This is a genomic window from Clavibacter zhangzhiyongii, assembly GCF_014775655.1.
GTDB classification, from domain to species: domain Bacteria; phylum Actinomycetota; class Actinomycetes; order Actinomycetales; family Microbacteriaceae; genus Clavibacter; species Clavibacter zhangzhiyongii.
In genome coordinates, this window is the sequence record NZ_CP061274.1 from 2,944,355 (window position 1) to 2,965,652 (window position 21,298).

Annotated in this window: 25 protein-coding genes; 17 read left to right on the forward strand and 8 right to left on the reverse strand. The window is 74.5% G+C overall.

The features are described 5' to 3' along the window. The 3 genes from H9X71_RS13995 to H9X71_RS14005 all read left to right on the forward strand — a co-directional run bounded on the left by H9X71_RS13995 (nucleotide 1) and on the right by H9X71_RS14005 (nucleotide 1,972). Complete coding sequence (locus tag H9X71_RS13995) at nucleotides 1-198, forward strand: helix-turn-helix transcriptional regulator (protein WP_191147613.1); 198 nt, start codon at nucleotides 1-3, stop codon at nucleotides 196-198. Further along, nucleotides 182-583 carry a hypothetical protein gene (locus tag H9X71_RS14000; RefSeq protein WP_191147614.1) on the forward strand — a complete coding sequence of 134 codons (402 nt, stop codon included), beginning with the start codon at nucleotides 182-184 and terminating at the stop codon, nucleotides 581-583. Before H9X71_RS13995 ends, H9X71_RS14000 begins: the two co-directional genes overlap by 17 nt. Nucleotides 584-688: 105 nt before the next feature. Further along, entirely contained in the window at nucleotides 689-1,972 is a 1,284-nt protein-coding gene (locus H9X71_RS14005; RefSeq protein WP_191147615.1) for a uracil-xanthine permease family protein, read from the forward strand. A 34-nt stretch (nucleotides 1,973-2,006) separates the two neighbouring features. On the opposite strand, the gene H9X71_RS14010 is transcribed toward H9X71_RS14005, so the two are convergent. Both H9X71_RS14010 and H9X71_RS14015 read right to left on the reverse strand, forming a co-directional pair. Continuing rightward, nucleotides 2,007-2,705, reverse strand: a complete 699-nt coding sequence (locus H9X71_RS14010; protein WP_191147616.1) for an HAD family hydrolase — start codon at nucleotides 2,703-2,705, stop codon at nucleotides 2,007-2,009. A gap of 64 nt (nucleotides 2,706-2,769) precedes the next feature. Beyond that, nucleotides 2,770-3,279: a MarR family winged helix-turn-helix transcriptional regulator gene (locus tag H9X71_RS14015; protein ID WP_191147617.1), complete on the reverse strand. Its 510-nt coding sequence runs from the start codon at nucleotides 3,277-3,279 to the stop codon at nucleotides 2,770-2,772. A 133-nt stretch (nucleotides 3,280-3,412) separates the two neighbouring features. On the opposite strand from H9X71_RS14015, the gene mmuM reads away from it, so the two are divergent. Beyond that, nucleotides 3,413-4,315: a homocysteine S-methyltransferase gene (mmuM, locus tag H9X71_RS14020; RefSeq protein WP_191147618.1), complete on the forward strand. Its 903-nt coding sequence runs from the start codon at nucleotides 3,413-3,415 to the stop codon at nucleotides 4,313-4,315. Between the two features lie 70 nt (nucleotides 4,316-4,385). On the opposite strand, the gene H9X71_RS14025 is transcribed toward mmuM, so the two are convergent. Then, nucleotides 4,386-5,249, reverse strand: coding sequence for an SDR family oxidoreductase (locus H9X71_RS14025; RefSeq protein ID WP_191147619.1), 864 nt, complete (start codon nucleotides 5,247-5,249; stop codon nucleotides 4,386-4,388). Nucleotides 5,250-5,364: 115 nt separating this feature from the next. Here H9X71_RS14025 and H9X71_RS14030 point away from each other — a divergent pair, with 115 nt between their 5' ends. Both H9X71_RS14030 and H9X71_RS14035 read left to right on the forward strand, forming a co-directional pair. Then, the gene (locus H9X71_RS14030; protein ID WP_191149206.1) at nucleotides 5,365-5,745 is read left to right on the forward strand and encodes a winged helix-turn-helix transcriptional regulator; all 381 of its coding nucleotides are present in this window, start codon (nucleotides 5,365-5,367) and stop codon (nucleotides 5,743-5,745) included. A 76-nt stretch (nucleotides 5,746-5,821) separates the two neighbouring features. Continuing rightward, nucleotides 5,822-7,108: an MFS transporter gene (locus H9X71_RS14035; protein ID WP_191147620.1), complete on the forward strand. Its 1,287-nt coding sequence runs from the start codon at nucleotides 5,822-5,824 to the stop codon at nucleotides 7,106-7,108. Nucleotides 7,109-7,130: 22 nt separating this feature from the next. On the opposite strand, the gene H9X71_RS14040 is transcribed toward H9X71_RS14035, so the two are convergent. Next, on the reverse strand, nucleotides 7,131-7,961 hold the full coding sequence (locus H9X71_RS14040; protein ID WP_191147621.1) for a helix-turn-helix transcriptional regulator: 831 nt from the start codon (nucleotides 7,959-7,961) through the stop codon (nucleotides 7,131-7,133). Nucleotides 7,962-8,062: 101 nt separating this feature from the next. Between H9X71_RS14040 and H9X71_RS14045 the strand changes: the two genes are divergently transcribed. The 3 genes from H9X71_RS14045 to H9X71_RS14055 all read left to right on the forward strand — a co-directional run bounded on the left by H9X71_RS14045 (nucleotide 8,063) and on the right by H9X71_RS14055 (nucleotide 10,007). Beyond that, the gene (locus tag H9X71_RS14045) at nucleotides 8,063-8,800 is read left to right on the forward strand and encodes an SDR family oxidoreductase (protein WP_191147622.1); all 738 of its coding nucleotides are present in this window, start codon (nucleotides 8,063-8,065) and stop codon (nucleotides 8,798-8,800) included. After that, entirely contained in the window at nucleotides 8,797-9,027 is a 231-nt protein-coding gene (locus H9X71_RS14050; RefSeq protein ID WP_191147623.1) for an Atu4866 domain-containing protein, read from the forward strand. The genes H9X71_RS14045 and H9X71_RS14050 overlap by 4 nt, the downstream gene beginning before the upstream one ends. Before the next feature lie 113 nt (nucleotides 9,028-9,140). Beyond that, the gene (locus H9X71_RS14055; RefSeq protein ID WP_191147624.1) at nucleotides 9,141-10,007 is read left to right on the forward strand and encodes an aldo/keto reductase family oxidoreductase; all 867 of its coding nucleotides are present in this window, start codon (nucleotides 9,141-9,143) and stop codon (nucleotides 10,005-10,007) included. Between the two features lie 32 nt (nucleotides 10,008-10,039). Here H9X71_RS14055 and H9X71_RS14060 read toward each other — a convergent pair whose 3' ends face one another. Beyond that, a complete protein-coding gene (locus H9X71_RS14060) occupies nucleotides 10,040-10,975 on the reverse strand; it encodes a LysR family transcriptional regulator (RefSeq protein WP_191147625.1) in 936 nt (311 codons plus the stop codon). A gap of 71 nt (nucleotides 10,976-11,046) precedes the next feature. On the opposite strand from H9X71_RS14060, the gene H9X71_RS14065 reads away from it, so the two are divergent. The 3 genes from H9X71_RS14065 to H9X71_RS14075 are packed head-to-tail and all read left to right on the forward strand — an operon-like array spanning nucleotide 11,047 to nucleotide 12,745. Beyond that, entirely contained in the window at nucleotides 11,047-12,024 is a 978-nt protein-coding gene (locus H9X71_RS14065; RefSeq protein ID WP_191147626.1) for a DMT family transporter, read from the forward strand. Continuing rightward, nucleotides 12,021-12,389, forward strand: coding sequence for a YidH family protein (locus H9X71_RS14070; protein WP_191147627.1), 369 nt, complete (start codon nucleotides 12,021-12,023; stop codon nucleotides 12,387-12,389). Before H9X71_RS14065 ends, H9X71_RS14070 begins: the two co-directional genes overlap by 4 nt. Beyond that, nucleotides 12,386-12,745, forward strand: a complete 360-nt coding sequence (locus tag H9X71_RS14075; protein ID WP_191147628.1) for a DUF202 domain-containing protein — start codon at nucleotides 12,386-12,388, stop codon at nucleotides 12,743-12,745. The genes H9X71_RS14070 and H9X71_RS14075 overlap by 4 nt, the downstream gene beginning before the upstream one ends. A 40-nt stretch (nucleotides 12,746-12,785) precedes the next feature. On the opposite strand, the gene H9X71_RS14080 is transcribed toward H9X71_RS14075, so the two are convergent. Further along, a complete protein-coding gene (locus tag H9X71_RS14080) occupies nucleotides 12,786-13,676 on the reverse strand; it encodes a carbohydrate kinase family protein (RefSeq protein ID WP_191147629.1) in 891 nt (296 codons plus the stop codon). Continuing rightward, complete coding sequence (locus H9X71_RS14085) at nucleotides 13,669-14,667, reverse strand: LacI family DNA-binding transcriptional regulator (RefSeq protein ID WP_244961659.1); 999 nt, start codon at nucleotides 14,665-14,667, stop codon at nucleotides 13,669-13,671. Before H9X71_RS14085 ends, H9X71_RS14080 begins: the two co-directional genes overlap by 8 nt. 168 nt (nucleotides 14,668-14,835) lie before the next feature. Between H9X71_RS14085 and H9X71_RS14090 the strand changes: the two genes are divergently transcribed. The 4 genes from H9X71_RS14090 to H9X71_RS14105 are packed head-to-tail and all read left to right on the forward strand — an operon-like array spanning nucleotide 14,836 to nucleotide 18,060. Beyond that, entirely contained in the window at nucleotides 14,836-15,927 is a 1,092-nt protein-coding gene (locus H9X71_RS14090) for a substrate-binding domain-containing protein (protein WP_191147631.1), read from the forward strand. A 2-nt stretch (nucleotides 15,928-15,929) separates the two neighbouring features. Further along, nucleotides 15,930-16,976 (forward strand): ABC transporter permease, encoded by a 1,047-nt coding sequence (locus tag H9X71_RS14095; protein WP_191147632.1) that lies wholly within the window; start codon nucleotides 15,930-15,932, stop codon nucleotides 16,974-16,976. Then, entirely contained in the window at nucleotides 16,973-17,770 is a 798-nt protein-coding gene (locus H9X71_RS14100; protein ID WP_191147633.1) for an ATP-binding cassette domain-containing protein, read from the forward strand. The genes H9X71_RS14095 and H9X71_RS14100 overlap by 4 nt, the downstream gene beginning before the upstream one ends. After that, entirely contained in the window at nucleotides 17,767-18,060 is a 294-nt protein-coding gene (locus tag H9X71_RS14105) for a putative quinol monooxygenase (protein WP_191147634.1), read from the forward strand. Before H9X71_RS14100 ends, H9X71_RS14105 begins: the two co-directional genes overlap by 4 nt. Nucleotides 18,061-18,148: 88 nt before the next feature. Here H9X71_RS14105 and H9X71_RS14110 read toward each other — a convergent pair whose 3' ends face one another. Further along, nucleotides 18,149-18,901, reverse strand: coding sequence for an SDR family NAD(P)-dependent oxidoreductase (locus tag H9X71_RS14110; RefSeq protein WP_191147635.1), 753 nt, complete (start codon nucleotides 18,899-18,901; stop codon nucleotides 18,149-18,151). A 192-nt stretch (nucleotides 18,902-19,093) separates the two neighbouring features. Between H9X71_RS14110 and H9X71_RS14115 the strand changes: the two genes are divergently transcribed. Next, on the forward strand, nucleotides 19,094-21,169 hold the full coding sequence (locus H9X71_RS14115) for a PhoX family protein (RefSeq protein ID WP_191147636.1): 2,076 nt from the start codon (nucleotides 19,094-19,096) through the stop codon (nucleotides 21,167-21,169). Nucleotides 21,170-21,298: the final 129 nt, after the last annotated feature.

A 21,298-nucleotide genomic window follows, 5' to 3' on the forward strand; every position in this document is an offset into this window, starting at 1 on the left:
ATGCGCAGCGAGGTGAGGGAACTCCGGACGGCGGCCGGCCTCTCCCAGCAGGCCCTCGCCGACGCGCTCGGTGTCTCCCGCCAGACGATCAACGCCATCGAGACGGGACGCTACGACCCGTCGCTCGGGCTCGCCGTGCGGACGGCGCGCTTCTTCCACCAGACCGTCGAGGAGGTCTTCCATGTCGAGGACGACTGAACGCCGCGGGATCTCCCGCGTGAACGTGCTCATCGGGACCGTGTTCGCGCTGTCCGCCCTCGTCCTGCTCGTCGCCGGGCACGCGGACCGCGCTATCTCCATGGCCGTCATCACCGTCATCTTCCTGATCCAGGCCGTCGTCGCGGCGCAGCCGGGGGTGAGCGACGAGACCCGGGTGAACGGGCTCGAGTACCGCGACGAACGCGACCGGCAGCTCGCCCAGCGCGGGTTCGCCGCGGTCGGCGTCGCGGCGCTCCTCCTCTCCTGCGGCACGTTCCTCGTCCGCACGCTGATGGGCGACGTCGACTGGTGGATCGCCGGGCAGATGCTCGTGCTCGTCGCCGTGTGGGGCATCGCGAACCGGGTGGCCGTCCGCCGGAGCTGAAGCCGATCGCGTCGGATCCGCAGCGCGAAACGCCGCCGCAACACGGCGTCGGTACGCTCGCGGATCGGGGCGTCTCCCCACACACCCGCGCGGAAGCAGGCGAGCATGGCCCGACAGATCTGGACCCTCCACGGCGACGGCAAGGCGGTGGACGCCTCCGCGGTCGTCGGCCCCGGCGAGCGCCTCACCTGGCCGCGCACCATCGGGCTCGGGATGCAGCACGTCGTCGCGATGTTCGGCGCGACCTTCCTCGTGCCCGTCCTCACGGGCTTCCCGCCCACGACCACGCTGTTCTTCTCCGGGATCGGGACGCTCCTCTTCCTCCTCATCACCAAGAACCGGCTGCCCAGCTACCTCGGGTCGTCGTTCGCGTTCATCGCGCCGATCCTCGCGGCCAACGCGGCGACGGCGGCGGGCGGCGGCGGCATCGGCGCGGCGCTCGCGGGCATCGTGGCGGTCGGGATCCTGCTGGCCGTCATCGGCGGCATCGTGCAGGTCACCGGCACCGGCTGGATCGACGCGCTGCTGCCGCCCGTCGTCGCCGGCGCCATCGTCGCGCTCATCGGCTTCAACCTGGCCTCGGCGGCGCGCGACAACTTCGTCGTGGCGCCCGTGACGGCGACCATCACGCTCGCGACCGTGATCCTCTCCACAGTGCTGTTCCGCGGGATCCTCGGCCGGCTCTCCATCGTGCTCGGCGTGGTCGTCGGCTACGTCGTGGCCGCGATCCGCAGCGAGATCGACTTCTCGAAGATCGAGTCGGCCGCGTGGATCGGGCTGCCCGAGTTCCACGCACCCGAGATCACGCCGCAGTTCTGGGCGCTGCTGCCCGCGTTCCTGCCCGTCGTGCTGGTGCTCGTCGCCGAGAACGTGGGCCACATCCGCGGGGTCGCGCAGATGACCGACGGCTCGGTCAACAAGCTGACCGGGCGCGCGCTCCTGGCCGACGGCCTGGCGACCGTGCTCGCGGGCCTCGGCGGCGGATCCGGCACCACGACCTACGGCGAGAACATCGGCGTGATGGCGGCCACCCGCGTCTACTCGACCGCCGCGTACTGGGTCGCCGGCGCGTTCGCCGTGCTGCTCGGCCTCTCCCCCAAGGTCGGCGCGGTCATCAACACGATCCCCGCCGGGGTGCTCGGCGGCGTGACCACCGCGCTCTACGGCCTCATCGGGATCATCGGCGTGAAGATCTGGATGGACAACCGGGTCGACTTCTCGAAGCCGGTCAACCAGCTGACGGCGGCGACCGCGCTCATCGTCGCGATCGCGCCCTTCACCTTCACGCTCGGCACCGTCTCGTTCAACGGCATCGCGCTCGGCACCGTCGCGGCCATCGTGATCTACCACGTGATGCACACGGTCGCGCGGCTGCGCGGGACCGACTAGCGCGCGGGGCGGCGGCAGCGGCGGCCGCCGTCGGTCAGAGCCCGAGCAGCCGCTCCAGCGCGGGATCCTCGAGGGAGTCGAGCACGAGGTCGGCCCCCGCGTCGCGGAGCTCGGCGGCCGAGTAGTGGCCGCTCGCGACGCCGACCGCGGTGGCGCCCGCGTCGTGCGCGGACGTGACGTCGTTCGGGGTGTCGCCGACGACGAGCACCTCCTCGCGCCGCGGCTCGGCGCCGCGCAGGATGCCGGCGGTGGCGATCGCGCGGCGCACGACGTCCACCCGGTCGGGCGAGTCGGATCCGTACGCGCCGAACACGAAGAACCGGCCGAGCCGCGCGGGCTCCATCTTCGTGCGGGCCGCGCCCTCCATCGCGCCGGAGACGACGCCGAGCACGACGCCCGCGTCGGCGAGCCGGTCGAGCAGCGCCTCGGCGCCGTCGAGCACGCGGTATCCCTCCGAGACGCGGATGTCGTCGGCGAGGTGGCGCAGGTAGGAGGCGTAGAGGCGCGCGAGCTCGGCGGGCTGCGGATCCCGGCCCATCACGCCGCGGAAGGTCGCGGCGCCGACCTGCGGATCCGTCTCCCCCGCCGACGAGTGCTCGCCGATGTCGGCCTCCACGTCGTGCAGGTCGCGGAAGGCCATCGCCCAGCTGCGGGCGCCGGAGCCGCCCGTGTGGATGAGGGTCTCATCGATGTCGAAGAGGACGGCGGGCGGGATGCGATCGGTGTCGGCCATGGATCCATCGTGCTCCGGCCGACCTCCGTGCGACCCGGACGGCCACGGCGCAGCGGCGGGCGCGTCAGCTGCGGCGCGCGCGGACCCGCTCGGTGGTGCGGGCGATGACCCGCAGGCTGTCGATGAGCGTCGCGATCTGCTCGCGGCTGAGGTCGGCGAGCACCTCGTCCTCGTCGGCGACGAGGCGGCGCATCGCGCGGTCGACGCGCTCGATGCCGAACGGCGTGAGGACGACGAGCCGGCTGCGGCCGCCCGCCGGATCCTCCTCGCGCGTGATGAAGGAGCGCGCGGTCAGCCGGTTCACCCGGTGCACGAGGCTGCCCGTGTCGGTGCCGAGCCGCTCGGCGAGCGCGGCGCGCGTGAGGCCGGCGTCGCCCTGCTGGCGGAGCACGGAGAGGAACTCGAACTCGCTCGTGGTGAGGCCCTCGGCGGCGAACGCGCCCTCGCGGATCCGCTGCATCTGCGGCAGCAGGCGCCGGAGCCGCGACACCACGTCGAGCGGCGCGAAGTCGACGTCGGGCATGGCCGCACCCCACGCGTCGATCACCAGGTCGACGTCGTCGTCATCCTTCATCGGGACTCCCACCGTCGCGTCCACGGTACCCGGGACGCGACGCGACGCGGACCCGCCGGCGCACGACGGGCGGGTGACGTCGCGGGGCGTCGCGGTCGGCGGATGCGACGCCCGGCTCCGGCAGGATGTGCGCATGACCCGGCCGCTCCCCCTCCCCGACCGCCCGCTGGTGCTCGACGGCGGGCTCGGCACGCTGCTGGAGGCGCGCGGGCACGACCTCTCGGATCCGCTCTGGAGCGCCCGCGTGCTCGCCGACGAGCCCGACGCGATCCGCGCGGCGCACGCGGAGTTCTTCCGCGCGGGCGCGGACGTCGCGATCACGGCGTCGTACCAGGTGGGCTTCGCGGCCTTCGCGGCGCGCGGCCGGGGCGCGGCCGAGACGGAGGCGCTGCTGCGCGCGAGCGTGCGGCTCGCGGCCGAGGCGCGGGACGAGGTCGCGCGCGACGACGCCGGGGCGCCGCGCGACCGGTGGATCGCCGCGTCCGTCGGCCCGTACGGCGCGACGCTCGGCGACGGCTCCGAGTACGCGGGATCCAGCGGCCTCACCCGCGCGGAGCTGCGCCGCTGGCACGCGCCCCGGTTCGCCGTGCTGGCCGACGCGGGCGCCGACCTCCTCGCCTGCGAGACCATCCCGAGCCTCGACGAGGGCCGCGCGCTCGTGGACCTCGCGCGCGGCTCGGGCGCGTCCGCCTGGCTCGCGTTCACGGTCGCCGACGGGCGCCTGCGCTCCGGCGAGCCGATGGCGGAGGGGTTCCGCCTCGCGGAGGAGGCCGACGAGGTCGTGGCCGTGGGGATCAACTGCGCGCACCCGGAGGAGGTGCCCGCCGCGATCGCCGCCGCCCGCGGCGTCACCGACCGGCCGGTGGTGGTCTACCCGAACTCGGGTGAGCGCTGGGACGCGGTCGCCCGCGGCTGGCGCGGCGACCCGGCGCTGCCGTCCGTCGACGCGTGGATCCGGGCGGGCGCGTCGCTCGTCGGCGGCTGCTGCCGGGTCGGCCCCGACGGGATCCGGCGGATGCGGGACGCGCTCGGCTGATCCCGCCGGCACGACGGCGGCCCGCCCCGCGAGGGGACGGGCCGTCGTCGCGTGCGGGCGGCGCGGCGGATCAGGCGCCGGCGACCGCCTGGCGGAGGCCCTCGGCGAGCGGGGTGGTGGGACGGCCGAGGAGGCGCGCGAGGTCGCCCGTCTCGTCGTCGAGCTGGCCGGCGGCCGTCGCGGCGTCGAGGCCCACGACGAAGCCGACGGTGCCCTCGTCGAGGCCGGCCTCGCCGAGGATGCGCGCGTGCTCCTCGCCGGGGACCTGCGAGACGGGGACGGGCTGGCCCGTGATGCCGGAGATCGCCTCGGCGAGGTCGCCCTGGGTCCAGCGCTCGTCGCCCGCGAGCTCGAGGGTCTGCCCGGCGAGCGAGTCGTCCATGGCCGCGACGGCGGTGGCCTCCGCGAAGTCGGCGATGGTGGCGCTCGCGACGCGGCCGTCGCCCGCGCTCGTGAGGAGCGCGCCGGACTGCTTCACCGAGTCGACCGTGCCGGCGTAGTTCTCCGTGTACCAGCCGTTGCGGAGGAGGGTGACGGGCACGCCCGAAGCGGCCAGCACCTCCTCGGTGGCCTTGTGCTCGCCCGCGATGAACAGCTCGGTCGTGCTGGCGCGGAGGACGCTCGTGTAGAGGATCCGGCCGACGCCCGCGGCCGTCGCGGCCTCGATGACGGTGGTGTGCTGCGGCACGCGCTGGCCGACCTCGCTGCCGGAGACGAGCACGAGGGTGTCGCCGGGCTGGATCGCGGCGGCGACGCTCTCGGCGTCGGAGTAGTCGAGGCGCGCGGTGCGGACGCCCTGCGCGGCGAGGTCGGCGAGGGCCTCGGGGCGGCGCGCGGTGGCGAGGACGTCGGAGGCGGCGTAGCCGCGGGCGAGGAGGGACGCGACGATGCGCGATCCGAGGCGGCCGGTGGCGGCGGTGACGACGATGGTCATGGGATGCCTTTCGAGTCGGGAGGAGGAGCGGTACGCCGGGGTCAACGACTCCGTCGCCGAGTACCTTCCCACAGGGAGGTACCCACCTTCTGGTAAGTTGTGCGATGTGACGCAGATGAGCTTCCGGGTGACCCGCGACCGGCCCGGCGTGACCGACGGCCGCTACCCCGCGAACTGCCCGTCGCGCACCCTGCTCGACCACATCACCAGCAAGTGGGGCGTGCTCGTGCTGCTCGCGCTCGGCGAGCGGTCCCGGCGCTGGGGCGAGCTGCGGCGCGAGGTCGAGGGGATCAGCGAGAAGATGCTCGCCTCGACGCTCCGCACGCTGGCCGACGACGGACTCGTCCTCCGCGAGGCGCAGCCCACCATCCCGCCGCGGGTGGACTACCGGCTCACCGAGCTCGGGCACGAGGTGAGCGCCCGGCTCGTGCCCCTCATGGACCTCGTGATGGACGTCACCGAGGACACGTCCCCGCTGGCATCCCGCCGACCCTAGGCTTGTCCCGGCAGCCGAGGGATCGGCGCCGACCCGCCTCGCGCCACGGCGCCACCCGGCCAGAGAGAGACCGACGATGCCCTCCCCGTCCGCGCCGACGCTGTCGCCCACGCCCGCCCCGACCCGCGACGTCCGCCGCGCCCGCGTCGCCGTCGGCATCCTCTTCTTCACCAACGGCGCGATCTTCGCGAACCTGCTGCCGCGCTACCCGTCGATCAAGGCGGAGCTCGGGCTCGCCAACGTCGAGTTCGGGGCCGCGGTCGCCGCGTCGCCGCTCGGCGCGCTCATCGCGGGGCTCGCGGCGGGAGTGCTCATCCGCCGGTACCGCTCCGCGCGCGTGGCGGTCGCCGCGACCGTGGTGGCCTCCGTCGGGATCCTCCTGGCCGGCCTCGCGCCCGGCTGGCTCGTGCTCGCGGGCGCGCTGTTCCTCGCGGGCGCCATGGACTCCATCACCGACGTCGCGCAGAACTCGCACGCGCTGCGGGTGCAGCGGCTGTACGGGCGGTCGATCATCAACTCGTTCCACGCGGTCTGGTCGATCGGCGCGGTCGCCGGCGGGATCATGGGCGCGGCCGCCGCGCAGATCCGCCTGCCGCTCGCCGTGCACCTCTCCATCTCGGCCGTGCTGTTCAGCGCGCTCGCGGTGCTGTCGCTGATGTGGCTGCTGAAGGGCCCGGAGCCGGAGCCCGGCGAGGGCGGCGCCGCCCACGCGCACGCGCCGGATCCCGAGGGCGACGTGGCGCGCGCCGCCTCCCCGCGCGCGCTCGGCCTCGTCGCGAAGTACGGCGTGCTGCTCGCGCTCGTGATCATCGCCTCCGGCGGCGCCATCGTCGAGGACGCCGGCAGCACCTGGTCGGCCATCTACCTCTCGCGCGACCTCGGCTCGTCGGCCTTCGTCGCGGGCCTCGGCTTCATCTCGCTGCAGGGCATGCAGTTCATCGGCCGGATGCTCGGCGACCGCATGGTCGACCGCTTCGGCCAGCGCGCCATCGCCCGCCTCGGCGGCGTGCTCGTGCTCCTCGGCATGGGCGGGGCGCTCGCGTTCCCGAGCATCGTCGGCACGATCGTCGGCTTCGGCGTCGCGGGCTTCGGCGTCGCGACCCTCATCCCCGCGGCCATGCAGGCGGCGGACGAGCTGCCCGGCTTCAAGCCCGGCACCGGCCTCACGATCGTCGGCTGGCTGCTGCGCGTCGGCTTCCTCGTCTCGCCGCCCGTCGTCGGCGCCATCGCGGACGCGTCGTCGCTCCGGTACGGCCTGATCTTCATCCCTGCCGCCGGCCTGCTCGTGCTCGTGTTCTCGCGCGTGCTCGCCACGCGGCGGGCGCACCCGGCGGCGCAGACGGCGCCGGGCGCGGCCTCCTAGGGGCGCCGCGGATCCGCCGCCCTCAGCGGGAGGCGGCGCGCGTGGCCGCGAGCGACCCGAGCAGGGCGAGCGCCTCGGCGCTCGCCGACCCCGCCTCCGCGCGGTAGACGACGAGCTCCTGCCCCGGCGCGGCCCGCACGTCGAAGGCGTGGGCGCGGAGGTCGAGCGGGCCGACCTCGGGGTGCAGGAACCCCTTCCGCACGGGCCGCTTGCTCCGCGCGTCCCCCGTCGCCCGGAGGGCCGCGAACTCGGGGCTCGCCGCCGTCAGCTCCCGCACGACGGCCCGGAGGCGCGCGTCGTCCGGCGCCTGCCCCTCCGCGAGGCGCAGCCCCGCGACGGTCGCCGCGGCCGCCGCGGGCCAGTCCGCCCAGAGCGTGCGGGCGTCCGGATCGAGGAACAGCATCCGGGCGAGGTTGCCGCGGTGCGCGGCGCTCGCGAACAGGGCACGACCGAGCGTGTTGGCGGCCAGCACGTCGTAGGCGCGGCCGAGCACGAGCGCCGGATGCTCCGGCCAGGAGTCGAGGAGCGCCAGCAGCTCCGGATCCGCGCGCTCGGACGAGGCGCTCGAGGAGGCCGGCGCGGGGGCGAGCCCGGCCAGCCGGAAGAGGTGGAGGCGCCCGTCGTCGTCGAGCCCGAGGACGCGCCCGAGCGCGTCGAGCACCTGCGGCGACGGGTTCGTCTCGCGCCCCTGCTCGAGGCGCATGTAGTAGTCCGCGCTCATGCCCGCGGCGACGGCGACCTCCTCGCGGCGGAGGCCCGCGACGCGGCGGCGGCCGCCCGAGGGGAAGCCCGCGTCCTCGGGCCGGGTCGCCGCGCGGCGGGCGCGCAGGTAGTCGCCGAGGTCGTGGTTCATGCCCCGACCCTAGGTCGGCGGGCGCGCGGATGGGTGGGTGCACCGCACCCGGGCACGCCGCGGCCCTCGGCGGGCGGATCCGGAGGCCGAGGCTGGAGGACATGACCGCACACGACACCCCCACCATCACCCTCATCACCGGAGCGAGCAGCGGGATCGGCGCTGCCACCGCCGAGCGCCTCGCCGCCGACGGCCACCACGTCGTCCTCGCCGCCCGCCGCCGGGACCGCCTCGACGCGCTCGTCGCCCGGCTGACCGCGGCCGGCGGATCCGCCCAGGCCGTCGAGCTCGACGTGGTCGACGCCGAGGCCCACCGCGCCGTGGTCGACGCGATCGTCGCCGAGCACGGGCGCCTCGACGTCCTCGTCGCCAACGCGGGCGTCATGCCGCTCTCCCGCCTCGACGCGGGCCTCCTCCCCGAGTGGCGCCGCATGGTCGACGTCAACGTGATGGGGCTGCTCCACGGCATCGCGGCGACCCTCCCGCACTTCACGCGGCAGGGGTCCGGCCACCTCGTGACGATCGCGTCCATCGCCGCCCGGGAGGTCCCGGCGACGAGCGCCGTGTACTCGGGCACGAAGCACGCGGCCCGCGCGATCACGGAGGGGTTGCGCATCGAGTCGCCCGCGGGGATCCGCGTCACGACCGTCAGCCCGGGCGTGACCGAGAGCGAGCTCGCCGACTCGATCACCGACCCGCACGCCCGCGAGGCGATGGTCGCGTACCGGGCCGGCGCGATCCCCGCGTCGAGCATCGCCGCGGCCGTCGCCTTCGCGGTCGGGCAGCCCGCGGAGGTCGACGTGAACGAGATCACCGTGCGCCCGGCGGCGCAGCGATGACCGCGCACCTGGGCCTCTGGTGCACGGCGGACGGCCGCGTCCGCCAGGAGCTGCGCGCCGACGGCCGCTACGTGGAGGCGCGCGGCACCCGCGAGGCCGCGTACACCGGCGCCTACGAGGTCGACGGGGATCGCATCGCGTACCGCGACGACACCGGGTTCAGCGCCGACGGCGTCTTCGTCGACGGGGTGCTGCACCACGCGGGCATGGTGATGCGGCGGCGGTGAGGCGACGGGCGGATCCGCCGACGCGCGGATCCGCTCACGGGCTCCTGCGAGTGCGGCCGCCGGCGCGCCCGGCCGCGGGAGAGTGGGCGGACCGCCCACCCGAGAGGATCGCCATGTCCACCGACCTGCCCGGAGGGCTCTTCCCCCTCGCCGACGACCTCACCGTCACGCGCTTCGGCTACGGCGCCATGCAGCTCGCCGGGCCGCGCGTGTTCGGCCCGCCCGCGGATCCCGACGCCGCCCGCGCCGTGCTCCGCGAGGCGGTCGCGCTCGGGATCACGCACATCGACACGGCCGACTTCTACGGGCCCGGCCACACGAACGCGCTCATCGAGGAGGCGCTGTTCCCGTACCCGGAGCACCTTCACATCGTCACCAAGGTCGGGAGCCTCCGCGACGCGAAGGGCCGCTGGCCGCAGGCGCTCACCCCCGCCGAGCTCCGCCAGGCCGTCTACGACAACCTCACGCACCTCACGCTCGACGTGCTCGACGTCGTGAACCTCCGCGTCGGCGCCTTCGACAGCCCCACCGACGGATCCGTCGAGGAGCCGTTCACCGCCCTGGCCGAGCTGCAGCAGGAGGGGCTGATCCGCCACCTCGGCGTGAGCAACGTGACGCCCGCGCAGGTCGCCGAGGCCCGCCGCATCGCGCCCATCGTGTCCGTGCAGAACCACTACAACCTGGCCCGCCGCGACGACGACGCGCTCGTCGACGAGCTGGCCGCCGACGGCATCGCCTACGTGCCGTACTTCCCCCTCGGCGGGTTCTCGCCGCTGCAGTCGGAGACGTTGGCGCGCGTGGCCGCCGACCTCGGCTCGGCGCCGCTGCCGGTCGCGCTCGCCTGGCTGCTGCAGCGGTCGCCGAACGTGCTCGTCATCGCGGGCACGTCGTCGGTGGAGCACCTGCGCGAGAACGTCGCGGGCGCACGGATCCGGCTGCCGGAGGACGCGCTCGCGGAGCTGGAGGGGATCGGCGGCTGACGCGGCACGCCCGTCCGGCACCGCACGCCGCGTCAGGCGCCGTCGGTCCGCCCGGCGGCATCGGCCGCGGCGTCCGCCACCCGCCGCAGCGCCGCCAGCACCGCGCGGACGGGCGCCTGCGCGAGCGCGTCCGGGCGGGCGAGCACGTCGACGTGACGCACGAGGGTGGCGCCGACCACCGGCCGCAGCACCATCCCGTCGACCGCGAGCGGGGCCGCGGTCGTGCGGGGCATCACGGCGATGGCGTCGCCGGTCCGCACGATCTGCGCCGCCACCGAGAACTCGTTGACGCGGTGCACGATCCGCGGGGCGCTACCGCTCAGCGCGCCGAGGTGCTCGAGGACGCCGGCGAGCGGGAAGCCCGTGTGCGTGGAGATCCACCGCTCGTCGCGCAGCTCCTCCGGCGTGATCCCCGCGGACGCGGCGAGCGGATGCCCGGCGTGCAGCGCGACGTCGAGCGGCTCCACCAGGAGCGGCACGACCACGAGCCGCGCGGTCGGCCACGGCGGGTCGTGCGGGAGGCGGTGCGCGACGACGAGGTCGTGATCCGCGGTGAGGCCCGCGAAGTCGCCCTGCGCAACGTCGGCGTCCGCGAGCGCGACGCGCGTGCAGGGCCCCTCCGCACCGGCCAGCTCGGCGAGCAGCGGCCCGAAGAGCGCGAGCCCGGCGCTGTGGAACGCGGACACCCGGACGGCCCGGTCGTCGTGCGCGAGGAAGGAGCCGACCGCCTCCCGCGCCGCGGCGAGCGCCTCGTCGACGCGCACCGACGCGGCGGCGAGCGCCTCCCCGGCCTCCGTGAGCGCCAGCCGCCGGCCGCGCCGCACGGTCAGCGGCACGGGGACGCCGGCCTGCAGCGCCGCGAGCTGCTGCGAGACGGCGGATGCGCTCACGTGCATCGCCACCGCGACGGCCGCGACGCTGCCCCGGTCGCCGAGCTCGCGGAGGAGGCGGAGGCGGGCGGGATCCATGAGCACTGTCTAACGCATCGATGAAGACGATGCCCGTCGATCTTCCGCGTCGACTGCCGGACAGTGGGGACATGGCCTCCCCCACCCGCCGCGAGCCCGTCGTCGACCTGCTGCTCCTGGCCGTCGCGGCGGTCTGGGGCGCGAGCTTCCTCGCAGCCAAGGACCTCGCGGCGGAGACGGGCGTGCCCGCGGCCGTCGCGCTGCGCTTCCTCGTCGCGATGGTCGCGACCGGCCTCGTCTGCCTGGCCCGGCGCGAGCGGCTGCCGCGCGGCCGCGGCCTCCTCATCGCGGCGGCGCTCGGCTGCTCGCAGGCCGCGGTCATCGGGCTGGAGACGTGGGGCGTGCACCTCACGAGCGCCACCAACGCGGGCCTCCTCATCAGCCTGGCGCTCGTGATGACGCCCGTGCTCGAGGGCGCCGCGTCGCGCGCCTGGCTGCCCCGGTCGTACTTCGTCGCGGCGGTCGCGGCCGTGGTCGGCGTCGCGCTGCTGGTCTCCGAGGGCGGGCTGCGCGCGCCCACCCCGGGCGACGGGCTGGTGATCGCGGCGGCGGTCGTGCGGGCCGTGCACGTCACGGCGAGCGGGCACCTCACGCGCGGGCGGAGCGAGGGATCCCTCGGCGTCGTCCTCGTGCAGATGGGCGTCTGCGCGGCCATCTTCTCCGCGATGGCGGGGCCCGACCTGCCCGCGGCGGCCGCGTCGCTCGACGCCCGGGGCTGGGCGGGGGTCCTCTTCCTCGGCGTGCTGTGCTCGCTGTTCGCGTTCGCGGTGCAGCTCTGGGCCGTGCGGCGGACGTCGGCGTCGCGCGCGAGCATCCTCATGGGCACCGAGCCGGTGTGGGCGCTGCTCGTCGGCGTGGTGGTGGCCGGGGAGGCGATCGGGCCGGTCGGCGCGGTCGGCGCGGCGCTCATCGTCGCGGCGTCGTACGCGGGGCAGGCGATCGAGCGGCGGCACCGGGCATCCGTCGACGCCGCTCGCGCCGGATCCCGCGAGAATGGGCGCATGCCCCAGCCCGCCGCGGTGCCGCGCCTGCGCCGTCCCGCCGCATGACCGCCCCCGACCGCCGCTTCCCGCGCCGCGTCTACCGCGAGGGCGCCGAGCCCGACGTGCGGTTCACGCTCGCGAACGAGCGCACGTTCCTCGCGTGGATCCGCACCTCGCTCGCCCTGCTCGCCGGCGGCGTCGCGCTCGAGGCGCTCGCCCTCGGGCTGCAGCCGGGGTTCCGGCTCGCGGCCTCGATCGTGCTCATCGTCACCGGCATCGCGGCGCCCGCCCAGGCGTGGATCGGCTGGATGCGCGTCGAGCGCGCCCTCCGGCTGGATCGCCCGCTGCCCGCCGCCGGCCTGTCGCTGCCGCTCGGCATCGCGGTGGTCGTCGCCGGGGTGCTCGTGCTGCTGGGGGTTCTCACCGCGTGAGCGCGTCCGGTGCCGCCGAGCATCCCTTCGACCCCGGCCTCCAGCCCGAGCGCACGGCCCTGGCGTGGCGGCGGACGGCGCTCGCGCTCGTCGTCGGATCCCTGCTCGGGCTGCGCGCGCTGCCGGCGCTCCTCGGCCCGGCCGGCCTCGTCGTCGCGGCGGCCGGCGTGCTCGCCGCCCTGGCCGTGCTCACGACCGCCCACCTCCGCTACCGTCGGGTGCACCGGATCCTCACCGCGGCCGCCGATGGCCCGCATCGCCCCGTCGCCCTCCCCGGCGGCGCGCTCCCCGCGCTCGTGGCGGCGCTCACCGCGTGCGCCGGCCTGGCCGCGCTGGCCCTCGCGCTCGCCCGCTGACCCCGCGCTCGACGCACCGTGTCGGCGCGCCCCGCCCGCCTCAGGCCGTCGGCATCCGCAGCAGCGCGCCGTGCTCGCGGCAGGTGGCCGCGGCGATCGCCATGCAGGTGCGGAGCATCGCCTCGCCCTCCTCGGGCGTGCGCGGCGCCCCGCGACGGGCGATGGCGTCGGCCGCGGCAGCGAGCGAGGCGTCGCCGGCGCCCATGGTGTCGACGACGGGCCGCGGATCCGCCGTGATGCCCGCCTCCACCACCTCGCCGCCCTCGAGCTGCACGGACGCGCCGTGCTCGCCCGCGGTCGCGAGCACCAGGCGGCTGCCGGCGCGGTGCAGCTCGGCGCGCGCGTCGGCGAGCTCTCCGAGGCCCAGCAGCTCGGCGTCGTCGTCGCCGATCTTCACCAGCAGCGCCTCGGCCGCCGCCCGCGCGAAGCCGGCGCGGAACCTGGCCGCGTCGTGCAGCATGCCGGCGCGCGGGTTCGGGTCCACCAGGAGGCGGTCGCGCGGATCCCGCACGGCGGCCAGCAGCTCGTCGGCCTGCTCCGCGTCGTCGTAGGGGAAGCAGCTCACGACCACGAGCGAGGCCGCGTCGAGCGCCCGGCGCTCCGCCTCGCCGATGCGCACGCGCCGGTTCCACGCGGCCTCGTTGAACGCGTACCGCGGCTCGCCGTCCTCGCGCTCGCTCACGGCGACGGAGGATCCCGAGGGCCCGACGGTCGCGAGCAGCTCGACCCCGTGCGCGTCGAGCTCCGCGCGGATGCGGCTCCCGTGCTCGTCGTCGCCGACCATCGCGATGAGCTGCACGCGGTGGCCGAGGATCGCGAGCCCGACCGCGACGTTGAGGGCGGCGCCGCCGACGAAGGCCTGCTCCTCGCCGTCCTCGCGCAGCAGGTCGATGAGGGCGTCGCCGACGACGACGATGGGCTGGTCATGCATGGCGGGGGACCTCTCCGGAGCCTCGGACGATGAGCGTGGTGGGGACGACGACGGTTTCCGCGGGGCCCCGGTCGCCGTCGAGCCGGGCGAAGACGCGCTCCGCGGCGGCGTGGCCGATGCGGGACGGGTCCTGCGCGATGACGGTGACGGCGGGATCCAGCAGCGCGGCCATCGGGAGGTCGTCGAAGCCGACGAGCGCGATGCGCCGCTGGGCGCCGTGCCGGCGGAGGGCCGCGATGACGCCGATGGTGATGAGGTTCTGCCCGCTGACGATCGCGGTCGGCGGCTCGGGCAGCGCGAGCAGCCGCTCGGCGAGCCCCTCGGCCACGTGCTCGTCGTGCGCGCCGTCGAGGACCAGGCCAGGCACCACGGGCAGCCCGCGCCGCGTCATCTCCTCGACGAAGCCGCGCTCGCGCTCGCGGGCCGTGAAGATCTCCGGCCGGTCGCCGAGGAACGCGATGCGGCGGTGCCCCTGGTCCGCGAGGTGCGCGACCGCCCGGGTGACGCCGTCGGCGTTGTCGGTGATGACCGCGTCCGCCGAGATGCCCGCGGGCACGCGGTCGACGAAGACGACGGGCGTGCCGCGGTCGAGCGCGATCCCGAGGTAGGCCTGGCTCGGCGCGATGGCCGTGAGGATGAGGCCGTCGACGCGGCGGGCGAGGAACGCGTCCACGGCCGAGCGCTCGCGGGCGGGATCGTCGTCGAGGCTCGAGGCGAAGACGGCGACGCGACGCTCCTGGGCCACGTCCTCCACGGCCCGGTGCAGCGCCCCCGAGAACGGGTTGGCGACGCTGCCGACGAGGAGGCCGAGCGTGCCGGTGCGGCGGTCCGCGCGGCGCAGGTTCCCCGCGTGCATGTCCGGCTGGTACTGCAGCTGCTCGACGGCGGCGCGCACCCGCTCGGTCATCTCGGGCGAGACGTTCGGCTCGCCGTTGACCACGCGCGACACCGTCTTGATGCCGACGCCCGCGAGCCGGGCCACGTGCTTCATCGTGGGGCGCCGCGGTGCGGGGACGGCCCCGGTTGGGGATGACAACGGTGTCACGGATCGGTCTCGCTCTCTGCGGTATGGGTTGACCATAGCGGGTCCGACCCGCTAGACCTGCCTCTGACAACGTTGTCGGGAGGCCAACTCCCACCTCAAGGACAGGATCCCTCAATGACGAACCGATCCCCGCGCCTCACGCGCACCATCGCCCTCGGCTCGGCGGCCCTCATCGCCGCGGTCGGCCTCACCGGCTGCCAGAGCTCGAGCTCCTCCGGCGGATCCGGAGGCTCCGGCGACGTGGGCGTCTCGCTCATCGTGAAGACGACCACCAACCCGTTCTTCGTCGCCATGCAGGACGGCGCGAAGGACGCCGCCGCCTCCTCCGGCATCGCGCTCACCCTCGCGGCGGGCAAGGAGGACGGCGACGAGGACACGCAGATCCAGGCCATCGAGAACGCCATCTCCAAGGGCGACAAGGGCATCCTCATCACGCCGAACGGCCCGTCGGTGGTCGACGCGATCCAGAAGGCCCGCGACGCCGGCCTCTACGTCATCGCGCTCGACACGGCGCCCGACCCGGCCGACTCCGTCGACATCACCTTCGCGACCGACAACTTCGCCGCGGGCGAGTCCATCGGCGAGTGGGCGGCCGCGCAGCTCGGCGGGAAGAAGGCGACCATCGCGCTGCTGGACCTCTACGACGACAAGGCCGTCTCGGTCGACTACGACCGCGACCAGGGCTTCCTCACGGGCATGGGCATCGACGTCGCCGACGACGCGAAGAACGGCGACGAGGCGAAGACCGGCGAGTACAGCGGCGGCGACTACGAGATCGTCGGCAACGAGGCCACGCAGGGCGCCGAGGACGGCGGCCGCACGGCCATGGAGACGCTGCTGTCGAAGGACCCCGACGTCAACGTCGTCTACACGATCAACGAGCCCGCCGCGTTCGGCGCGTACCAGGCGCTCCAGGCGGCCGGCAAGGAGGACGACGTGATCCTCGTCTCGGTCGACGGCGGCTGCGCGGGCGTGACGAACGTGAAGGACGGCGTCATCGGCGCCACCGCCCAGCAGTACCCCGTGAAGATGGCCGAGCTCGGCGTCGAGGCCATCGCGCAGCTCGCGGAGGACGGCACCAAGCCCGCCACGAGCGCCGGCCTCGACTTCTTCGACACAGGATCCGCGCTCGTCACCGACACCCCCGTCGACGGCCTCGAGAGCATCACCGCCGACGACGCCGCGACGAAGTGCTGGGGCGAGTGACCGTGAGCCAGCGGACCACGGACCCGAACCCGCCGACCTCGGCGCTCGACCTCGCCAACGAGTTCCTCGACCGGCGCACGCCCCTCGACCGGATCCGCGGGGTGCTGCACCGCTACCCCGCCGTCAGCCCCGCGGTCGTCCTCGTCCTCGCGGTCATCGTCTTCGGTCTGCTCAACGACCGCTTCCTCGATCCCGCCAACCTGTCGCTCGTCACGCAGCAGGTCGCGGTGGTCGGCACGCTCGCGGTGGCGCAGACGCTCATCATCCTGACCGCGGGCATCGACCTCTCGGTCGGCGCGGTCATGGTGCTCACGTCGATGGTCATCGCGCAGACGGCCAGCCAGAACGGCCTGCCGGCGCCCGTCGCGCTGGCCGCCGGGCTCCTGGTGGGGCTCGCGGCCGGCGCCTTCAACGGCCTGCTCGTCACGCGGCTGCGGCTCCCCCCGTTCATCGTGACCCTCGGGACGCTCAACATCTTCGTGGCGCTCACGCTCCTGTACTCCAACGGCGCGACCGTCCGCGGCGTGGACATGCCGAAGGCGCTCTCCTGGACGGGGCGCACGTTCGACCTCGCCGGGGTGAAGATCAGCTTCGGCGTGGTGCTGATGCTCGTGCTCTACGTGATCGTGGCGTTCATCCTCGGCAAGACGGCGTGGGGCCGGCACGTGTACGCGGTCGGCGACGACAAGGAGGCCGCGCGCCTCGCGGGCATCAGCGTGAACCGGGTGCTCATGAGCGTGTACCTCGCGGCCGGGGCGATCCTCGCGGTCGGCGCGTGGATCCAGATCGGCCGCAGCAACGCGGCCAGCCCCAACGCCGGCGCCGACCTCAACCTCGACTCCATCACCGCGGTGGTCATCGGCGGCACCAGCCTCTTCGGCGGCCGCGGCACCGTGTGGGGCACCCTCCTCGGCGCGCTCATCGTCGGCGTCTTCCGCAACGGGCTCTCGCTCGCGGGGCTCGACGTGCTCTACCAGACCCTCGCGGTGGGCGTCCTCATCATCGTCGCCGTCTCCGTCGACCAGTGGATCCGAAAGGTGCGCAAGTGACCCTCACCGACCCCGCGGGGAGCACCCCCGCCGCGACCCGCGCCCCCGTCCTCGAGGCGAAGCGGCTCGTGAAGACCTTCGGCCGCGTGGTCGGCCTCGACGGGGTGAGCCTCGAGCTGTTCCCCGGCGAGGTGCTCGCGATCATCGGCGACAACGGCGCCGGCAAGTCGACGCTCATCAAGTGCCTCACGGGAGCGGAGACGCCGGACGAGGGCGAGCTGTTCCTCGACGGGAAGCCGGTGTCGTTCAAGCGGCCGCAGGACGCGCGGGCCGCGGGCATCGAGACGGTGTACCAGAACCTCGCCGTCTCCCCCGCGCTCGACGTGGCCTCGAACCTCTACCTCGGGCGGGAGCGGCGGAAGAAGGGGATCCTCGGATCCGTCTTCCGCATGCTCGACACGGCCGGCATGCGCCGCGAGGCCAAGGCGGAGCTGACCGAGCTCGGCATCTCGACGCTGCAGGACGTGACCGTGCCGGTCGAGAACCTCTCGGGCGGGCAGCGCCAGGCCGTGGCGGTGGCGCGCGCGGCCGCGTTCGGGTCGAAGGTCGTGGTGCTCGACGAGCCCACCGCGGCGCTCGGCGTGCGCGAGTCGAACCAGGTGCTGGAGCTGGTGCGGAACCTGCGCGACCGGGGCATCCCGGTGATCCTCATCAGCCACAACATGCCGCAGGTGTTCGAGGTCGCCGACCGCATCCACATCCAGCGCCTCGGCAAGAAGGCCGCCACCATCACGCCGCAGTCGCACTCCATGACCGACGCGGTCGCGATCATGACGGGCGCGGCCACCGCATGACCGCCACGGTCCTGTACGCGGAGTTCACGGCGCTGCCCGGCCACGAGGAGCAGGTCGCGCGGATGATCGCCGAGCTCGCGGAGCTCGTGCGGGCCGAGCCGGGGAACGTGGTGTTCGAGCCGTACCGGCGGGTGGAGGATCCGGCGCGCTTCGTCGTGCACGAGGTCTACCGGGACGATGCCGCGTTCCAGGCGCACATCGGCGCCTCGTACGGGGCCGAGTTCAACGCGGCGCTCGGGCCGCTCATCGTGGAGGACGGGTCGCAGCTCACGTTCCTCGCACCCGTCTGACGCACCTCGTTCCGCGGCCGCCCGGCGTCTCGACGCGCCGGGCGGCCGTGCGCGCGCCGCGGGCGCGGGCCCGCGAGGCGCCCGCGGATCAGCGCGCCGAGTACCCGCCGTCCACCAGGTGATAGCTGCCGGAGATGAAGGACGCCTCGTCGCTGAGGAGGAACAGCACGAGGGCGGAGACCTCCTTGTCGGTGCCGAGGCGGCCGGTCGCGTGCTGGCTCTCGAGGAACGCGAGCGCCTCCGGGGTGAGGTTCGCGCGCACGAGCGGGGTGTCGATGAAGCCGGGGCCTACCGCGTTGGTGCGCACGCCGCGCGCCGTGTACTCGAGCGCCGCGACCTTGGTGAGGCCGACGAGGGCGTGCTTGCTCGCGACGTAGGCGGCGTTCTGGGCGAAGCCGACGGATCCGAGCACGGAGCTCATGTTGACGACCGCGCCGCCGCCCGCCTCGACCATCGCGGGGAGCTCGTACCGGAGGCCGTAGAAGACGCCGTCGAGGTCGACCGCGCGGGTGCGGTCCCACGCGGCGACGTCGTACTCGCCGATGTCGGCCGCGGGGGCGCTGATGCCGGCGTTGTTGACGGCGAGGTGCAGGGCGCCGTACGTGGCGACGGCGTGCGCGACGGCGGCCTCCGAGTCCTCCGCCTTCGACGTGTCCTGGCGGAACGCGGTGGCGGTGCCGCCCGCGGCCTCGATCTCGGCGACGACGCGCTCGGCCGCCTCCAGCTGGATGTCGGTCACGACCACCGACGCGCCCTCCGCGGCGAGCGCGCGCGAGATCGCGGCGCCGATGCCGCTGCCTCCGCCGGTCACGAGAGCGGTCTTCGTGTCGAACCTGGCCATGGGGATCCTCCTCGGGTCGCGTGACGCGGATCCGCGCCGCAGCTCGACGGTACGCCCGCACGATCCGGCCATCCCGGGTTAACCCGGCGTCCACCCGGGCGTCGGGGGCGCGCACGGGGGCACCAATACCTTTCTGGTGTGATGCGTCCGCCGGTACCCGGAGCAGACGCCCGAGATCGATGGAGACCCCACATGACCCTCACCCGTGAGACCCACCACCGGCTCCTGCCGGTCCTGTCGCGCGACCCCCACGCCCGCGGCAAGCGCAGCACCGTCACCTGCCACCTCAAGTGCGACGACGCCTGCACGAAGCCCGTCCCCAACCTCACCGACAACTCCTACTTCCGCGACATCGCGGGCCGCGCCCTCTCGCGTCGCACGCTGCTCGGCGGCGCCGGTGCCGGCGCGCTCGCGATCCTCGTGGCGCAGAACGCCGCCGCCCCGGGCGCCGAGGCCGCCGCCGCGCAGGCCGCGTCGAACCTCCCCTTCACGGCGATCACGCCCGTCGACGCCTCCGTCGACCAGTTCAACGTGCCCACCGGGTACCGCTGGGCGCCGATCATCCGCTGGGGCGACCCGATCTTCAGCTACGCCGACGACTTCGACGCCGACAACCAGACGGCCAAGCTCGCGGCGCGCCAGTTCGGCTACAACAACGACTACCTCGACATCATCCCGATCAACTCGCGGAACAAGGAGGCGCTCCTCGTCGCCAACCACGAGTACACGAACGAGAACATCATGTTCCCGCCCGCGGCCGACGACGCCGAGCGCGACGAGCAGCGCCGCATCGGCAAGGCCTCGCACGGCATGTCCGTCGTCGCCCTCCGCCGCAAGACGGTCGGCCAGCCGTGGACCTACACGATCGGCCACCACCGCAACCGCCGCATCACCGCGGACACGCCCTTCACCGTGACCGGCCCCGTCGCCGGATCCGCCGCGCTCCGCACCAAGGACGACCCCAAGGGCACGACGATCCTCGGCACCCTCGGCAACTGCGCCGGCGGCACCACCCCGTGGGGCACCGTGCTCTCCGGCGAGGAGAACTTCAACGGCTACTTCCGCACCGCCGGCACCTCCGCCGCCGACAAGCGCTACGGCCTCGGCGACAAGGCCACGAGCCGCGGCTGGGAGTCCATCGACCCCCGCTTCGACGCCCGCACCCCCGGCTACGAGAACGAGCCGAACCGCTTCGGCTACATCGTCGAGGTCGACCCGTTCGAGCCCGGCGAGGCGCCCGTCAAGCACACCGCGCTCGGCCGCTTCAAGCACGAGGGCGCGAACGTCATCGCCGGCACGAGCGGCCACGTCGCCGCGTACATGGGCGACGACGAGCGCTTCGACTACCTCTACAAGTTCGTCTCGCACGACACGATGGTCATCGGCACCTCCCGCCAGGACCGCCGCAAGAACAAGCAGCTCCTCACGCGCGGCTCGCTCTACGTGGCGCGCTTCACGGGCGACTCGCCCGTCGCGGAGATCACCGGCACCGGCCAGCTCCCCTCGGACGGCCAGTTCGACGGCATCGGCCAGTGGATCCCGATCGCGGTCGACGGCGTCTGCCCCGTCCCCGGCTTCACCATCGAGGACGCGCTCATCCGCACCCGCCTCGTGGCCGACGCCGTGGGCGCGACCAAGATGGACCGCTGCGAGGATGTGCAGCCCAGCCCCATCACCGGCAAGATCTACGTCGCGTGCACCAACAACACCGACCGCGGCAAGGTCGGCAAGGAGGGCGCCACGGAGATGAACCCGCGGACGACCAACCGCGACGGCCACATCGTCGAGATCACCGAGGACGGCGGCGACCTCCGCTCGACGACCTTCTCGTGGAACCTCCTCCTCGTCGCGGGCGACCCGGCGAAGAACGAGTCCACCTACTTCGCGGGCTTCCCGAAGGACAAGGTCTCGCCCATCAGCTGCCCGGACAACGTGGCGTTCGACTCCGAGGGCAACCTCTGGATCTCCACCGACGGCGCCCCGAGCACCATCGGCCTGAACGACGCCCTGTTCAAGGTCCCGCTGGAGGGCGCCGAGCGCGGCCACGTGCAGCAGTTCCTCTCCGTGCCCACCGAGGCGGAGACCTGCGGTCCGGTCATCCACGACACCGAGGGCATGGTCTTCGTCGCGGTGCAGCACCCGGGCGAGGACGGCTCGTTCGCCGAGCAGCACTCGTTCTTCCCGGACTACGTGCCGGCCGGCGTCACCCCGCCGAAGGGCGCCTGGCGCGGACCGCGTCCGTCGGTCATCCAGGTCTGGCGGGGCTGACCCGCACGAGCTGCTCGCGGGGTGACCCGCTGAGCTGATCGGGGGGCCGATCGGAGGGCCGGGGCGTGCGTGCGCCCCGGCCCTCGCACGTGCGGGGTGCGGATCCGCCGGGCTCCGGTGCCGCTCCGC

Excerpts from the sequence above, each read along its gene's own strand:
- H9X71_RS13995 (WP_191147613.1), top strand. The coding sequence starts at position 1 with ATGCGCAGCGAGGTGAGGGAACTCCGGACGGCGGCCGGCCTCTCCCAG.
- H9X71_RS14000 (WP_191147614.1), top strand. The coding sequence starts at position 182 with ATGTCGAGGACGACTGAACGCCGCGGGATCTCCCGCGTGAACGTGCTC.
- H9X71_RS14005 (WP_191147615.1), top strand. The coding sequence starts at position 689 with ATGGCCCGACAGATCTGGACCCTCCACGGCGACGGCAAGGCGGTGGAC.
- H9X71_RS14010 (WP_191147616.1), bottom strand. The coding sequence starts at position 2,705 with ATGGCCGACACCGATCGCATCCCGCCCGCCGTCCTCTTCGACATCGAT.
- H9X71_RS14015 (WP_191147617.1), bottom strand. The coding sequence starts at position 3,279 with ATGAAGGATGACGACGACGTCGACCTGGTGATCGACGCGTGGGGTGCG.
- mmuM (WP_191147618.1), top strand. The coding sequence starts at position 3,413 with ATGACCCGGCCGCTCCCCCTCCCCGACCGCCCGCTGGTGCTCGACGGC.
- H9X71_RS14025 (WP_191147619.1), bottom strand. The coding sequence starts at position 5,249 with ATGACCATCGTCGTCACCGCCGCCACCGGCCGCCTCGGATCGCGCATC.
- H9X71_RS14030 (WP_191149206.1), top strand. The coding sequence starts at position 5,365 with ATGAGCTTCCGGGTGACCCGCGACCGGCCCGGCGTGACCGACGGCCGC.
- H9X71_RS14035 (WP_191147620.1), top strand. The coding sequence starts at position 5,822 with ATGCCCTCCCCGTCCGCGCCGACGCTGTCGCCCACGCCCGCCCCGACC.
- H9X71_RS14040 (WP_191147621.1), bottom strand. The coding sequence starts at position 7,961 with ATGAACCACGACCTCGGCGACTACCTGCGCGCCCGCCGCGCGGCGACC.
- H9X71_RS14045 (WP_191147622.1), top strand. The coding sequence starts at position 8,063 with ATGACCGCACACGACACCCCCACCATCACCCTCATCACCGGAGCGAGC.
- H9X71_RS14050 (WP_191147623.1), top strand. The coding sequence starts at position 8,797 with ATGACCGCGCACCTGGGCCTCTGGTGCACGGCGGACGGCCGCGTCCGC.
- H9X71_RS14055 (WP_191147624.1), top strand. The coding sequence starts at position 9,141 with ATGTCCACCGACCTGCCCGGAGGGCTCTTCCCCCTCGCCGACGACCTC.
- H9X71_RS14060 (WP_191147625.1), bottom strand. The coding sequence starts at position 10,975 with ATGGATCCCGCCCGCCTCCGCCTCCTCCGCGAGCTCGGCGACCGGGGC.
- H9X71_RS14065 (WP_191147626.1), top strand. The coding sequence starts at position 11,047 with ATGGCCTCCCCCACCCGCCGCGAGCCCGTCGTCGACCTGCTGCTCCTG.
- H9X71_RS14070 (WP_191147627.1), top strand. The coding sequence starts at position 12,021 with ATGACCGCCCCCGACCGCCGCTTCCCGCGCCGCGTCTACCGCGAGGGC.
- H9X71_RS14080 (WP_191147629.1), bottom strand. The coding sequence starts at position 13,676 with ATGCATGACCAGCCCATCGTCGTCGTCGGCGACGCCCTCATCGACCTG.
- H9X71_RS14085 (WP_244961659.1), bottom strand. The coding sequence starts at position 14,667 with ATGAAGCACGTGGCCCGGCTCGCGGGCGTCGGCATCAAGACGGTGTCG.
- H9X71_RS14090 (WP_191147631.1), top strand. The coding sequence starts at position 14,836 with ATGACGAACCGATCCCCGCGCCTCACGCGCACCATCGCCCTCGGCTCG.
- H9X71_RS14105 (WP_191147634.1), top strand. The coding sequence starts at position 17,767 with ATGACCGCCACGGTCCTGTACGCGGAGTTCACGGCGCTGCCCGGCCAC.
- H9X71_RS14110 (WP_191147635.1), bottom strand. The coding sequence starts at position 18,901 with ATGGCCAGGTTCGACACGAAGACCGCTCTCGTGACCGGCGGAGGCAGC.
- H9X71_RS14115 (WP_191147636.1), top strand. The coding sequence starts at position 19,094 with ATGACCCTCACCCGTGAGACCCACCACCGGCTCCTGCCGGTCCTGTCG.